We start from the raw sequence: 14147 nt of genomic DNA on the forward strand, positions 1-14147 counted from the left end.
AAGACGTCCTGACGCGACTGCCATCCCACCAGGCTAACGATATCGCAGCCTTGCTGCCCCATCGCTGGCAGCCAGCGGATCCTACCCGCTAGTTCAATTCGTTAAGATGGGTTTGCCGGCCGCTTACATATCACCGCGGCGGCCGAGTTGATAAAGCAGAGTTCCTTTTTTATTGGCGCGGATGGAGGGCTTATGCATATTGCTGCAGCTCTCGGAAAGCCTGGCGTTGCGATCTTCTGTCAAATCAAACCTGAGTGGCGACTCCATTCCCAATCGACGTTACGGACCGTTTTCGCTGAGCGGGATATCGACAGCGTTCCGATCGAAAGAATCGCCAGCGAGGTGATTGATTATTGTCGCGAGTTGCTGCGGTAAACGAGGCTGGAACGGACGGCGCGCTGGGGGCAAGTCCGCGGGACACCGCGCCGCCAAGGGCACGCACGAATCAGTTAGCGTGTACGCACGAAAAGTCTTCCCTGTAGCAGGTTACGATCTCCCAGCGGCGCTCGTAGAGCGTCCGTATAAAAACGCAGCGGAGACTTGACTCCGCAATGTTGGTCACCGATCCAACCTTTGGAGTGTAGTTCACGAGGCGCCTTTTTTACGCATGTGACAACACAAGCGGGCCTCGCCGCTGCGCGAAGAGACTCTCGCACGCACAATTCTTAGCCGACTTCCGTACTCATCGCCTTATAAGTCTAGGCCCATGGCTGGGTCGCTAAAACTCGGCCGTCCGGTCTCAATTCGCCCAGCGAACCGATGCTTAAAATCCCCAGCCACGAGCGTCAAGTCGTACCAATACCCTGTCGCGGCAACATGCCACGTCTGTTCCGCGCTAATGTCTGGCTCCGCCCGAAATTTCCTCGGACCGCCCTGCCGATAGGCGTTTTCAAACACCTCTATATCAGCCGGTTGCCTCCCTACGTTTAGAACAGTCAATTTAATCAACGGATCCGTCATTTCAGCCGCTATCCGAATATCCAATTCTGCACCGTCAATTGAATTCACATCGCCCTGAAAAACCCGAAGAAATCCATTTGGCGCATAAACCCAAAGATCATAGGCGCCATTATCAGTCTTCCTCGGGTTCCAATAATCGTCTACCAGACGCTTCCCTGTCTCAACAGTATAACGCCGAGGAATTTTATCGAGATGTTTTCGATCGTATAAGTGAAACACAACGCCTTGCCGCCCTGAATTGACAAATTCAAGGACAACATATCCGTCTGGTCCACGAATCTGGTTCACCGAAAGCTCATAGGGTAACGCACGGGAATATCGGGCACCGCGCTCCTGGAACAATCTGGCTGCGGTGGAAGGCGGAGCAACTGCGGGCAAAGCTGCCGATTTCGCCTCGACTGATAAAAAGTCAGACGCCTTCGGTATCACCGGCAACTTGGGATCGTTCGGGCTAACGAAGTCGAACGCAGACGTCAGGTCTCCGCACACAGCGCGGTGCCACGCGCTAATGCCCGGAATTGTCACGTCAAAGCGTTTTTCGAGAAACTGCCCCATCGAAGTATGGTCGAACACTTGGGAATTTACCCAGCCTCCCTTCGACCACGGAGACACAATGTACATGGGCACCCGAGGACCCAACCCCCATGGTCGCAATCGCCCGCTCGCAGTATCTCTAGGATCAAGATACTTCGGTTTATTGGCGTCGCAATACAGGCCGTCGACACTAATAGTCGATGCTCCGGCAAGGCTACCGTCCGGATTGTATGACGGTACTGCGGGAGGTGGTACGTGATCAAATAGTCCGTCGTTTTCATCAAACATCAAAAAGAACGCCGTCTTACTCCAGCTGTCCGAATCGGCGCTCAGGGCAGCAAGTATGCGTTCAATGAACGCTCCTCCACGGTATGGCGTCGATTTCGCCGGATGTTCTGAATGCTGCGGGTCAGGAAAAATCCAGCTTACCGACGGCAATGAGTTGTTCTGAACATCGTTAGCGAGTTCGTCGATGGAATGTAAATTCATTCCATTCTCGCAAATTGAAGTTCCGGCTTTGGCAGTACGGAAGCTTCTAAACGCCAAACAGCCATTCATCGCCCCCAGCCAGCCGTCATTTGGATCTTGATAGAACTTCCAACTTACGCCGGCTTCCTCAAGTACTTCTGGTATCGTTTTCCAGTTGAACGGATTGTCACTATAGGTGAAACCAGGTATTGGCCATTTGCCAACCGCGTCGCTACGATGGTTTAATATTTCAGCATTTGAATCGTCGCAGTTAACCCCCGCGCCCCTTACATCTGGATCGCAGTTTGAACCCGACATAAATGCAATTCTATTTACGGTAGTCCCCGCCTGCACAGAGCAATGATATGCATCGCACACCGCAAACGCATCAGCGAGTGCATATTGAAATGGCAACTCTTCTCGCGTGTAATACCCCATAGACGTGGACTTTTTGAATTTCGGCCAATAGCCAAAACTTCCCTGATTCCATACGGCTTGAGCATCAGGAAAAGTATGTGGCAGATTCGGAATAAAGGCAGCATTCATAACCCTCTTATCCAGCCTGAAGGGAAGAATCTCTCGAATGCCATCTGATTGATACCACACCGATTTTCCGCTTGCCAATGGTATTGGTGTCAGATCGCCGAAACCTCGTACTCTACGCATTGCACCAAAATAGTGGTCGAAAGAGCGATTTTCCTGCATCAATATTACCACGTGCTTAATATCTTTGATCGTGCCAGTTTGATTATTTGCCGGAAGCGAAAACACGCGCCGAATACTCTGCGGCACCGCACCAAGCGCAGCTCCGCCAGCCCCCACCATTAGCGAAATGAATTTACGCCGATTAATTTTTTTTACGCTGCCGCCCCCAAAAAAATCGAATCAAATTCGCCCCTTAAAAACGGCATTATGACTTTTTTAGCACAATCCGACAGATAGGCAAAAATTTAATTTTACGAGTCAAATAGCAGTCACATGGCGAACTTACTTTTCAATTCCGAAGAAAATTTCCAAAACAATCCGCATGATCAGCTCGTTGGTCCCAAATATTTTTATAAAATAAATATCACACCATCACGACGTACAGACACTATATTTTCCGCAACTCATTTACATAACGCATAAAATCATCGTAATTACGAATGTAGTCCGATTCGTTAAAAACGTCGGACGCAAGCACCAGACAAACCGAGCCCGCATCGAAATTTGCTTCGGCGGCCCAAACCATCGGAGGAATATGCAGGCCCCTCCAAGGCCGATTCAAGTGCACGCTTGTGCGATTCTCTCCGTCATCCAACTGAACGTCGAAACTGCCCGACAAGCAGACTAGGAATTGGTGCAAAGTCTTGTGCGCATGAGCTCCACGCCCCTCTTCGGTTGGCACATCGTACAAGAAGAAGACCCGTTTTATCTCAAACGGTACATGTTTTTCGCCTTCGATAAAGGTCAAATTGCCTCTTGGATCCGTCACTTTGGGCAAATCCAAGATCTTGCAGTCGTGTACAGATCTTTTAGCCATTTTTTGCCGCCGATCGATAAAAAATCAATCTCATAATGAGATACATAATAGGAAACATGAGCGCGGCAACAAAAATTGGGGCCACCTTTTCCCCAACACCTCCCAATTCCACTAGGACTGATAGCAAGCCGATTCCCAGAAAGTATTGCAAAGCAACAGCTAAGGGGTACGTCATAGCCGACTTAACACCTGGCTTTTCCTTGAAAACCCATAAAACGTTCATGAAGTAACCAAACAAAAGCCCAACAATAAATGATATCGTATAAGCCACGCGATACTCAAACACCCGCACCAGACCGTAGTAAATAAAGTACGTGAACGCCGTATTCACCCCGCCCGCCACAATGAAACGCATTCCAGAAAAATTAAAAAACCTCTTCAATAACAGTCTCCGGTCTCCGGTTTGTTTCATCAAAAATCCTCCAAAGATATTCACCAATCACGCCTAACATGAGGATCATCAATCCTTGAAGAAAGGTGATAAGGGCGACGATTGTCGGAAACCCTTGAACCGGGACATGGCCCAAAATCGCCCCAACTACCACACTGATTCCGTACAAAAAACTACCTAGTGATACGAGAGCACCAACTGCTGAGATCGCTCTGATTGGCGAGATAGAGAAGCCTAGAAAAACGTCAAGTAACGCGTTAACCTTTTTTGAGAACGTCCACCGCGACTTCCCATGCTCTCGCGCAGCTCGATGATATTTAATGACTTCAGGTGTGTATCCAAGCCAATACGCGAGAATCGGCGTAAAAACACTTTTTGAGCTATTTATCAGATGGGGCAGGAACGCCTTATCCATTAACGCCATATCGTATCCACCGATCGGAAAATCGCGTAACACAAATATGCGCAACAGCCTGTAATATATTTTCGAGTAAACTTTTGACAGCAAGGGGTCTTGGCGCGTCAAACGCTCACAGATCACAAATTTCGAACCTGCAAGCCATCGATCAACCATCTCAACGAGAAGACTTGGCGGGTCTTGCAAATCCGCAGCGACGATCATGAACGCGTCACCAGTTACGAATTTGAAACCAGTTTTAGAGCAATGCACCGCTCCAAAATTGCGGGTCAGCTTAATAAGCTTCACATCTGGGCGGAGCGCCTTGAATTCGAGTAAGCGGGTCAATGATCCATCTTTTGATCCATCGTCGACGAAAATCAATTCAAGCGCCACCGAGCGCTCAAAAAGCTTCTGTTCCAAAGCAAGCAGTTCGTCAAATAGCTTCGGCAGACTGCCTTCATTGAAATATACTGGAACGACAACCGAAAGTTTTTTCTCGTACATTACGCAAGATCCAACTCATAGAATTCATGGGCCACGCCGCCCCCGCCAAACTCTTGTTTGAAACGGTATAAACCATCGTTGAGTACCGCCCCGCCTTCTTCATTGCTGGTGCCGAAGTCAAAATAACGCACCCCTGCTTCCGCGGCCTCACGGATGGCGCTATCGAACACAGCATCAAGCGCCGACACTTGATAGCCGCGCTCACTGGACGCGATGTACTGTGCGTGCCAAGCGCCTCGCGAATTAAAGAAAACCGCTCCGGCTTCGACGCAACCGTTTATGCGCGCACATCGAATTTGAATCTCTTTCGGAAACAGATTAAGCAACGATTTAAGCTCGACCAGAGAGTGAACCGGCTGAGCAGCGTGCTTGCGTGCGAGATTCTGCTCCAGAACAGTCCATAACTCCTGCAGATTGGCTGGATCGTCCGCGAGCGTCACGACTTCAGTCGCTTTCTTCAATCCGCGACGGCGACGCTCGCTCATCGGGAGGCGATGATTCAGATCTATAGTGCAAGCAAGGTCACAGCGAGTTCGTAACGCACCGTATCTGAACAATGCATATAAATCCCCTTGCGCGGGCATATCACTGTAAATGTACGGGACTGCCTTGTAAATTAGCTTGGTGCAGCCTTGCGCCGCGTAGTAGGTGCGCACCGCGCCAATGGCGTCAATCATTCGTGTGCCCGACAGCCGCCCTTGATGTACGACACCACCGTAGGTTAATCCAGGATGACTGACGACGACATGCCGGTTTTCGCCAACGAAAGCCGCAGGCATCACCCCAACGATGCTCCCCGCTTCCATCATTATCAGCGACACGTCCTCGAACCGATTGCCGTGGTAAGCAAGGAAGCGCCGAGTGTGTAAAAAAGTCGCATTCATTGCTGGCGAACAAAATTCATCCCACGCCGGGGCAAGATCTTCACTGTACGGGACGATTTCTATTGTCATGAAATTAACTCCGCGACACCAAAGCCATCCTGCCCAAAGTTATTCCCGTTGTAAAAACAATAGGTGCGCCCTTCTACCGATATCACCGCCGAATACATCATTGCCGAGGAATCGAATCCACCGGGTTCGACGTCGAGACCCATCTCTTCATCCTTTCGAATCCAATGCACGCCGTCGGTTGATTCCGCGTAACCCAATCGGTAAGCGGCACACGAACGCCTGCGAATTGAATAAAACAATTGATAGTCTTCCGGACCACGCTTGATCACCCACGGGCGACCAAAGCCATGCTCGTCTTCGCCCGTAATCGCCATTGAGACAGCCCCACCGGGCCGCCAGTGAATTCCGTCGGTAGACTCCTGATAGCGCAATTCGTATTTGGGCATGGCCTTACCGTCGATCGTCACCCAATCGCTGCCGGCAATGTACCAAAGCTTGAAGACGCCATCGTCAAGCATCACGAACGGTCCACAACGAAAATACAATTCCTCGTCAGATCGGTCCAGAACGGGGGCTTTGCTGTACCGATGAAATGAAACACCGCTATCGACGCTTATCGCGACACCAGTGAAGATTCTGTAGCGAATATGCGTACAAAGTTCGAACCCAGCGTAATACATGAAAAGTTGACCCGACGCAGTGCGGCATACACAAGTCGCCATCAATCCATTATCGTCGAATGCCCCCGGCTCCCCAATATCAAGCAATGGTTGCTCGCAAACATCAAGCACTTTCGTGGGATCGCTCGCTGATAGATCAACATAGCCAGGTCGTGCTCGCCCCAATTCGTCAAGGCAACTGACAAAAACTCGGATGACGTCACCCCCCATTATTACGGGTGTTGGGCCCATTGCGTGCGAGCGAGCCCATTCCCTACTTCCATCAGGAGCCCAGACGATGCCGCGTTTTTCCCAGCGCATATCAGTCCTCCGGGAGTTTAAAAAAGCGGCGAGCAGAGACGCGTGCGAGTTCCGCTTGTGGCGGCTTGAACAAACTGCCGTCTGCAGTCCCCTGCGATATTGTCACGGCCGGCCCGATCCAGTTGTCTCGGCCGATATTTACGTTGTTTGCAAGAGTTGCGTTGACACCAATAAAAGTGTTCTCACCAACGGTACAGAATCCGGAGATTACGACGTGCGAGGACACAAAGCAGTTATCGTGAATCACGCTGTGATGACCGATATGATTCCCGCTCCACAATACAACGTTATCGCCAATCTCGACGAATGGCTGAACCGTATTGTCCTCGAAAATAAAGCAATGCTCTCCAATCTTTGCGTTCGGCCAAACGAACGCGCCTCTACTAACGTAACACGCGGGCGCGTAACCCTTTGCTTTAGCCGCCAGATACAAACGCGTGCGCAAGCGATTAAGTTGGGTGTAAACCAGCGCCGCATAGAACGACACATCACGAGGACAGAAATTATCCTCAATCGTCTCGAAGGGCACCACCGGCAATCCGAACAATGAATTTCGCTTGATGTACCCCGACTCCACGCTGAACCCAACGACCTCATACTCCGAGTCGTGTGTAAAACACTCATAGGCTACTTCCGCGAACGCGCTGTCCCCAAGTATAACGAGACGCTTTGTCTTAATCATGACAACTCCCTCACGGACGGACGATCAAGATGTCTTCGCGCCGATTACCCATTGGGAGCGCCGGATCCTGTGGCATCACGTACGCATCAAAGCCAGCTAACCGGGCCCGCTGAAGCAGAGAAAAGACGACAGCGTCATCGATTTGCCCGTGCTCCAATTGATTAAATGCGATATCCGGAGATTCGGTTGTTTGCATAAACTGCTTGTGAAACTGAACACCGGCGGCACTGGAAAAGAAACGTTTGCGTTTCGAAACATTCGGGATATCGCCTATCAGCATCTGACCACCGGGCGCGAGCAATGACAGGGCACTATCTAAAAAGCCAAATACAGAGCCGTCGGTCACAACATACTGCAGCACGCTGTAGCAAAGAATGGCGTCCAAAAGGCCTTGGTGATTGCCGATCAGCTCTGGGCAATCGGGGTATCTCGCGGCAACTTTCGTGACAAATGGCGCATTCGGTAGTCGATCAAGCATTTCGGCGCTGTCGACCAAGACGAGTTGATGTGACTTGTCATTACACAGATCGATTAGCATTGCGGGCAAATCACTGCATCCAGGGCCGATATCGAGCACGTTGGCCCCGCTCGACTCGAGATTGGTCAACTTGCGTCTGATGTCGGCGAAAATTGCCAACTCAAAGCCGTCCCTGTAAGAATCGGGAAATCCGATGCGCTCGTAGTTAGACAATGACTCATCCGTCGCTAAGCGACGGAAATCATCGAATCCGATGTTTGCAAAACGGTTGGGCGACGACATCAGGTCACCTCCTCTTCGAAATACTGTCGAACCGCATTTACGACTCGGTCAATCTCCTGCTCTCGGAGACCAGGGAAGCATGGCAACGAAACCACTGTCTCACACACTTGCTCTGTAACAGGCAGCGCGCCGGCCGCTTGGCTTGACCGATAGGCCACCTGCAAATGATCGGCGATCGGGTAGTGGATATCTGTCGCAATCCCGCGCTGGCCAAGAAATGCGCGGAACGCGTCGCGCTGTGCGACCCGCAAGACATACAGATGCGCGACCGAATCTTCCCCAAAGTCCAAAGGACATCGCAGCGGTAAGTTCGCGAACGCACTGTTATAACGACGAGCAATTTGGCGACGTTGTTCGTTATGGCCACCAAGATATCGCAGTTTTACACGCAGAACTGCAGCCTGAATCTCGTCAAGCCGGCTGTTCCGTCCGCCCGAAACTTCATTTCGATATTTGGAGGTCCAGCCGTACTGGCGGATTTGCCGAAGTCTGTCAGCAAGCTTCCCGTCATTTGTGACAATAGCGCCACCGTCGCCAATCGCACCCAAATTCTTTGTTGGATAGAAGCTGAAACAGCCAGCAGCGCCGAAAGAGCCCGCCTGACGCCCGGCACGCGTAGCGCCGTGGCTCTGAGCGCAATCCTCAATAACTGGAACACCTTCCCGCGTTGCAAGATCAACGATCTGCTCTATTTCGGCCAACCGTCCGTACAGGTGCGTCACGACGATAGCTTTGGGTCGGGTAGCAAGTACTTTGGACGCTTCATCAATCGCCATATTTAGCGACAGCTCGGAGACGTCGCAGTATGTTGGCACAGCCCCTATCAAATGAACGGCCGTACTTCCGTAAAACCCCGCGTTCGCGACGAGGCCAACGCGATCGCCAGCAACAACACCAACCGAGCGCAGCGCAATTTCCAGCGCGTCTGTACCATTTGCGACCGAAATACAGTGCTCTACGCCAGTAGCGGCGGCGAATTCACTTTCAAATGACGAAACTTGCGTACCCAAGACATACCAATTTGAATCGACGACCTGCATTACTGCATCACGGATCTGCGCATGCAATTCGTCGTCCGCAGGATAACGGAATAGGGGAATATTCTTCATCTACCTAGGAGCCTCCGGTTCATTTCGCAGCAGACTTGCTCTTAAATATCCAATAGTCCGGATTGTCGGAGTAGCCTAGTACCCGGTCGAAACGTTCTGAGAAAAACCGCGCCATCAAAGGGTGCGTGTTGTGAAAACGCAATTCGTCGCGCCCATCTAACGCGGCATCTACGACGATGACGAAACCGGGGGATGCGGCAACTATCCGCGCGATTTCGTCGCGCTGGAAATCTACGTTTCGATACGGCGAGAGCGCATAAATCTCCCAGACTGGTGACTTGTGTTCTAGGAGAGGATATGCTCCGGGCCAAAACGGAGTTGCAACAATGCTCTTACCGCCAGAAGCGAAATCATGATCGAGCCTTTGCAGCAACGTCACATCTGAAGCAGTGCCCTGATCTAACAGCAGTTTATCACCCGCGACATCGACTTCGAGGCAGTCACCGGATTCATGGCACTGCCATCCCGGATGGACAGGTAGCATGATCACCGTGCTTGCTATCAGCAATAATCCTGCAAAGCCCCATTTTATTGTTGAAGGGACCGCGGCAGCCAACGCAAGCATTGAAAGCAACAGCGGAAATATTCCGAGCGCAAGGTGACCGATATCGGCTCGTGAAAACGCATAGTGCGCATAGGGCAGGATAAAGCATCCAGACGCAACGAGTGCCGGCGAAACCGCGCGGTGCAAAAATCGCGAAACCGCCAGATAGGCAATCACAAGTACGCCACACAAAGGGAGCAGGAGGAAGGCTGCGCCAACCATCAGATCACGAAACACCCAGATCCGCGCACGGTCATGCAATGAGACGTCCCAAGGCCAAGGCACGGGCAGTGGAAGATTGGTCGTTTTAATGCCGATCAGGAACAGGATGTCGGCCCAAAAAGCATGCGAGAAGCCTGGCACGACGAGGAGCATTAACAGGACTGGAAGGTAGCCGATGAAAACACCTACACACCAAACCAGAATGCCTTGGACAACGCTCCGGCGACCCTCCCGATCGATCGCAAGGTATGCCATTCCAAGCAGACTACCTGCAACTCCGTAAACGCCATGATTACGTCCAAACACTGCGGCGAGCCCCACGATTGCACCCAGTAACAGATAGCGCAGTGTTGAAGGACTCGCCACGAGGTAAGTCAATGCGCCGACCAACCAAAGCGAAAGGGTAATGTCGAACAGCTTGTGGCGCGGAAACATCCACAAAGCGAGAATCACCGCGGTGATAAGACAAAGGGGAATGCTCGCCTTGGATCCTCGGGCGATCACGAGAATGCCGGTAGCCAAGCCTAAAACTTGGAATACAGCGACTGCTGCACGCACGGCCATGATCCCGTTGTTACGCACAGCTTTCATCAGTGCCGCGCACCAATAGTAGCGCCCGGGGTCGTAGGCCCTGAAATCGCGTATAGGAATATCTCCGAGCAGCGTGCGCTGTGAGCCATACCAAAGATATCCTTCGTCAGCCATGCTGAAGCCAGTGTGTCCTTGCCAGATAAACTGCGCAAGAACGACCAAACATGAGAGCAGAAATGCGAAAACTATCGAAGATGGCTGACTTTTTGAAAACGTCTGCATAAATTCTGATCAGGAGGGCGAGTCGGCTAGGTGGAGATCCTTTGAACGGCGCTATTGTCTCATGGCATCAAACCCCGACAAGGCGGACTGTGGGCCGGAACGCATTTCAGACCGCGCCTCGAAAAGTTCCTTCCCCCTTAGCAGTTCAAAATCTTCGTCTGAGCTTTGCTAATCTCCACGAAGCCTGCCAAATGGCACCGATAAGCGTCGCCCTTCTCAGTGATTGTGCCGAGCGCGCTCATGGTTGTATGGCGCTTTTCCGTTGCCGCTTAAGACAGATCAAACGCATCGAACTGCGCTTGAACGTCGCTGTGAACGGTTGAGTATTGTCGGCTTCAAGTCCCGAGCTGGACGGCCTTCGAGAAAAGCCAAGCGACAATAAAAAAGCGCCGAATAGCGCTTTTTTCGGGTTTGCAGCGATCGGAGCCTGACATCCCCGTTCTAGGAAGCTCGCGGCCCGGCCGCCGTCACACTACGCAGCGCAGGGGCGCCTGCCGGCTGATATTCCGGCACCCAGCGGCGCAGATCGCGACGTACTTCATCATCGCTTAAAACGCGATGCTGCATAAGCCACGGCAGCAATTTGTCCAATAGATCGTCCGACACTTCGCGTGCACGCGCGGTCCGCAATTTGGTATGTGGCGTGCGCGTCGTCGTCTCGTCGCAAGCCAGCAGTTCTTCATAGAGCTTTTCGCCCGGCCGCAGACCTGTAAAAACAATCCGTATCTGCTCCTCGCCAAAGCCATACAGGCGAATCAGGTCACGAGCCAAGTCGACGATCTTCACCGGCTCGCCCATGTCAAGAATGAAAATCTCGCCGCCATGTCCCATGCTCGATGCTTGTAGCACAAGCTGTGACGCTTCTGGGATGGTCATGAAGAAGCGCGTTATCTCGGGGTGCGTCACGGTCACTGGGCCGCCCTTCGCAATTTGCTGCTGGAACTTTGGGATCACGCTTCCGGCGCTACCGAGTACGTTTCCAAACCGAACTATCTCGAACTGTGTGCGAGAACTTGTCTGCTGCAAGGCCTGACACGCCATTTCCGCAAGACGTTTGCTGGCACCCATAACATTGGTCGGATTAACCGCCTTGTCGGTCGAGATCAGCACGAAATGCTTCACATCGTGACGAATCGCAGCGCGACCCACCCGATAGGTGCCAAGCACGTTATTACGCACGGCCTGCCATGCGTTCTGTTCTTCCATCAGCGGAACGTGTTTATACGCGGCCGCATGGAACACGATGTGAGGCGTATGGCGCGACATCACCTGATCGAGTAGCAACGAGTCTTTGGCGTCGCCGATGACTGGGATGACCGACAAGCCGGAAAACCGCTCGTGCAACTCTTCGGTAAGACGATAGATAGCATATTCGGACAGATCGTAGGCGATCAGCTGAGCCGGCTGGAAGCGCAAGATCTGCCGGCACAATTCGGAACCGATGGATCCGCCGGCGCCCGTGACCATCACTACGCGGTCATGCAGCAGTGCCTCTACATGGGGCGTATCGATATTAACCGGATCGCGGCCCAGCAAATCTTCGAGATCGATTTGCCGCACGCGCGAAAGAAACGCCTGGCCTTGCGTAACGTCCGCTAGCGCAGGCAGCACGAGCGCCCGAACGCCAGCACGAACACATAGCGTCGCAACGCGCCGCTGCACATCCACCGTGGCGGAAGGAATGGCGATAATCGCGTAGTCGGTCTTCAGAGACTCAGCCAATCGCGGCAATTCCCCTATCGAGCCGAGCACCTTGTAGCCGTAAATTTCGCGCCCGTGCTTGGAGACATCGTCGTCGAGCAAGCCCACCAAACGCCATTCGCTCGAACGCGACAGCTCCCGCGCGAGACTCGCGCCCGCGCTGCCCGCGCCGAGCACCACTACCGGCTTACCCTGCCCGACGAGCCCACCATATAAATAGAACTCTTTGGTCGCACGGTACAGCGCGCGTGACCCACCCATCGCGAGAAACAGGAATAACGGCGAGACCACAAGCACGGAGCGCGGCACGATCGGCATAGGTTGGACCAGTACCGAAACAACCATGGAGACAAACGCCCCAGCGGTGACTGCTTTCGATATACGGACGAGATCCGGCAAGCTCGCAAAGACCCACATGCCGCGGTACAAGCCGAAAATGCGGAACATGATGCCGTATGTAGGCAGAACCCAGATAAGCGAGTGCATCGCACCGACCCGGAAGTCTGCCGGGACCAGTCCGTTAAAGCGAATGATGTACGCGACCAACCAAGCAGCGGAGACCGCGCATAAATCAAAAAGGAAAGCGCTGAAAGACAGCCAGGTGGCCTTGTTTCTAAGCATCAGCGTCGTACCTCAGTTATCGGACAGTGTTGATTGGAAACGACGCCAGCGCATATCAACCAAAGCGCCTGCTGCACAGAGGACGGCGATCCAAACGGCCAGCACACACGACTGAAAAATCACTGAGCGGCCAAGTGCGTAAACAGCAAGCATTATGCCAGCTACCATTAGTGCATACCACGCCAAAGCTGTCCTGGCGTGCCCGACTCCGGAGCGCACCATACGTTGATAGTAGTGCTCGCGGTGCGCTTGCCAAAATCTTTCGCCGCGCATCAGCCTCCAAGCAAGCGTGATCGAGGCGTCAGCGATGAACGGCGCGAACACCAGGATCGGGAACCAGACCGGCCAAGCTCCTCCGCGCCAACCCCAATAACCGAGTGCCCCAGCAAGAAAACCCAGCGAGATTGATCCAGCGTCACCGAGAAAAATGCGTGCCGGGTGAAAATTGAACAACAGAAAGCCGAAGGCTGCGCCCGAAATCGCCCCCGCCGACCACGCCAACTGCGGCAAAGGATGGTCGCTAAGCACCGCACCGGCGGCGTAACCTGCGAAGCCGAATAGCGCCATACCACCAGCCAGACCGTCCGCACCGTCCATGAAATTGTAAAGGTTAACCAACCATATCATCAAAAAGGCAAGAATTACCAGGATCCAGTGAGGGACATCGGCGGGAAAAAGTACAACTAATCCGACCACAGCGATTAGATGCGTGGTGAATCTAACGCGCGCCGGCAAACCGCGACGGTCATCGACTTGGGATATCGCCGCCAGGAACGCGGTGCCGAGAGCGGCGTACCAAAGGCTCGGCGCCAGCAGCAAGGTTGCCGCCACGGCCACCGGCACAATGCCCCAGCCGCCCACGCGCGGTGTCGGAGCAACATGCAGAGAGCGGTTGTTCGGGATATCCGTGGCAAGCCGCCATGCAATGCCAGTTCTGAGTAACGCCCACAGGATAGCGGCGCACGCGCATGCTGCGCCGAGCGCAATCAGCACTACGGCAACCCATGCAGGGGATGTCGAAAGGTACGTCAAAATGTACGTCC

General features: G+C 52.9%; 12 protein-coding genes and 1 pseudogene. 1 reads left to right on the plus strand and 12 read right to left on the minus strand.

What is annotated here, in order from left to right:
• Positions 1-126: 126 nt before the first annotated feature.
• Positions 127-375, plus strand: a pseudogene (locus NE850_RS39565) (glycosyltransferase family 9 protein); the annotation flags it as partial.
• A 315-nt stretch (positions 376-690) separates the two neighbouring features.
• Here the strand turns inward: NE850_RS39565 and NE850_RS35120 are convergent.
• The 12 genes from NE850_RS35120 to NE850_RS35175 form a co-directional block, all read right to left on the minus strand.
• On the minus strand, positions 691-2814 hold the full coding sequence (locus tag NE850_RS35120) for a phosphocholine-specific phospholipase C (RefSeq protein WP_310700088.1): 2124 nt from the start codon (positions 2812-2814) through the stop codon (positions 691-693).
• Between the two features lie 241 nt (positions 2815-3055).
• Positions 3056-3484 (minus strand): FdtA/QdtA family cupin domain-containing protein, encoded by a 429-nt coding sequence (locus NE850_RS35125; RefSeq protein WP_310700046.1) that lies wholly within the window; start codon positions 3482-3484, stop codon positions 3056-3058.
• A complete protein-coding gene (locus NE850_RS35130; protein WP_310700047.1) occupies positions 3477-3866 on the minus strand; it encodes a GtrA family protein in 390 nt (129 codons plus the stop codon). Before NE850_RS35130 ends, NE850_RS35125 begins: the two co-directional genes overlap by 8 nt.
• A complete protein-coding gene (locus NE850_RS35135; protein WP_310700048.1) occupies positions 3850-4779 on the minus strand; it encodes a glycosyltransferase family 2 protein in 930 nt (309 codons plus the stop codon). The genes NE850_RS35130 and NE850_RS35135 overlap by 17 nt, the downstream gene beginning before the upstream one ends.
• Positions 4779-5732 (minus strand): GNAT family N-acetyltransferase, encoded by a 954-nt coding sequence (locus tag NE850_RS35140; RefSeq protein WP_310700049.1) that lies wholly within the window; start codon positions 5730-5732, stop codon positions 4779-4781. Before NE850_RS35140 ends, NE850_RS35135 begins: the two co-directional genes overlap by 1 nt.
• A complete protein-coding gene (locus NE850_RS35145) occupies positions 5729-6652 on the minus strand; it encodes a hypothetical protein (RefSeq protein ID WP_310700050.1) in 924 nt (307 codons plus the stop codon). The genes NE850_RS35140 and NE850_RS35145 overlap by 4 nt, the downstream gene beginning before the upstream one ends.
• 1 nt (position 6653) lies before the next feature.
• Positions 6654-7334 carry an acetyltransferase gene (locus tag NE850_RS35150; RefSeq protein WP_310700051.1) on the minus strand — a complete coding sequence of 227 codons (681 nt, stop codon included), beginning with the start codon at positions 7332-7334 and terminating at the stop codon, positions 6654-6656.
• A 10-nt stretch (positions 7335-7344) separates the two neighbouring features.
• Positions 7345-8094 (minus strand): SAM-dependent methyltransferase, encoded by a 750-nt coding sequence (locus NE850_RS35155; protein ID WP_310700052.1) that lies wholly within the window; start codon positions 8092-8094, stop codon positions 7345-7347.
• Positions 8094-9203 (minus strand): DegT/DnrJ/EryC1/StrS family aminotransferase, encoded by a 1110-nt coding sequence (locus NE850_RS35160; RefSeq protein ID WP_310700053.1) that lies wholly within the window; start codon positions 9201-9203, stop codon positions 8094-8096. Before NE850_RS35160 ends, NE850_RS35155 begins: the two co-directional genes overlap by 1 nt.
• A 19-nt stretch (positions 9204-9222) precedes the next feature.
• Entirely contained in the window at positions 9223-10674 is a 1452-nt protein-coding gene (locus NE850_RS35165) for a hypothetical protein (protein WP_310700054.1), read from the minus strand.
• Between the two features lie 549 nt (positions 10675-11223).
• Positions 11224-13104, minus strand: a complete 1881-nt coding sequence (locus NE850_RS35170) for a nucleoside-diphosphate sugar epimerase/dehydratase (protein WP_310700055.1) — start codon at positions 13102-13104, stop codon at positions 11224-11226.
• 12 nt (positions 13105-13116) lie between these two features.
• Positions 13117-14139: a glycosyltransferase family 4 protein gene (locus tag NE850_RS35175; protein ID WP_310700089.1), complete on the minus strand. Its 1023-nt coding sequence runs from the start codon at positions 14137-14139 to the stop codon at positions 13117-13119.
• Between the last annotated feature and the right edge of the window lie 8 nt (positions 14140-14147).

This window comes from Paraburkholderia sp. USG1 (assembly GCF_031570135.1).
Lineage (GTDB): Bacteria > Pseudomonadota > Gammaproteobacteria > Burkholderiales > Burkholderiaceae > Paraburkholderia > Paraburkholderia dioscoreae.

Excerpts from the sequence above, each read along its gene's own strand:
- NE850_RS35160 (WP_310700053.1), bottom strand. The coding sequence starts at position 9,203 with ATGAAGAATATTCCCCTATTCCGTTATCCTGCGGACGACGAATTGCAT.
- NE850_RS35125 (WP_310700046.1), bottom strand. The coding sequence starts at position 3,484 with ATGGCTAAAAGATCTGTACACGACTGCAAGATCTTGGATTTGCCCAAA.
- NE850_RS35150 (WP_310700051.1), bottom strand. The coding sequence starts at position 7,334 with ATGATTAAGACAAAGCGTCTCGTTATACTTGGGGACAGCGCGTTCGCG.
- NE850_RS35155 (WP_310700052.1), bottom strand. The coding sequence starts at position 8,094 with ATGTCGTCGCCCAACCGTTTTGCAAACATCGGATTCGATGATTTCCGT.
- NE850_RS35140 (WP_310700049.1), bottom strand. The coding sequence starts at position 5,732 with ATGACAATAGAAATCGTCCCGTACAGTGAAGATCTTGCCCCGGCGTGG.
- NE850_RS35170 (WP_310700055.1), bottom strand. The coding sequence starts at position 13,104 with ATGCTTAGAAACAAGGCCACCTGGCTGTCTTTCAGCGCTTTCCTTTTT.
- NE850_RS35135 (WP_310700048.1), bottom strand. The coding sequence starts at position 4,779 with ATGTACGAGAAAAAACTTTCGGTTGTCGTTCCAGTATATTTCAATGAA.
- NE850_RS35165 (WP_310700054.1), bottom strand. The coding sequence starts at position 10,674 with ATGGCTGACGAAGGATATCTTTGGTATGGCTCACAGCGCACGCTGCTC.
- NE850_RS35145 (WP_310700050.1), bottom strand. The coding sequence starts at position 6,652 with ATGCGCTGGGAAAAACGCGGCATCGTCTGGGCTCCTGATGGAAGTAGG.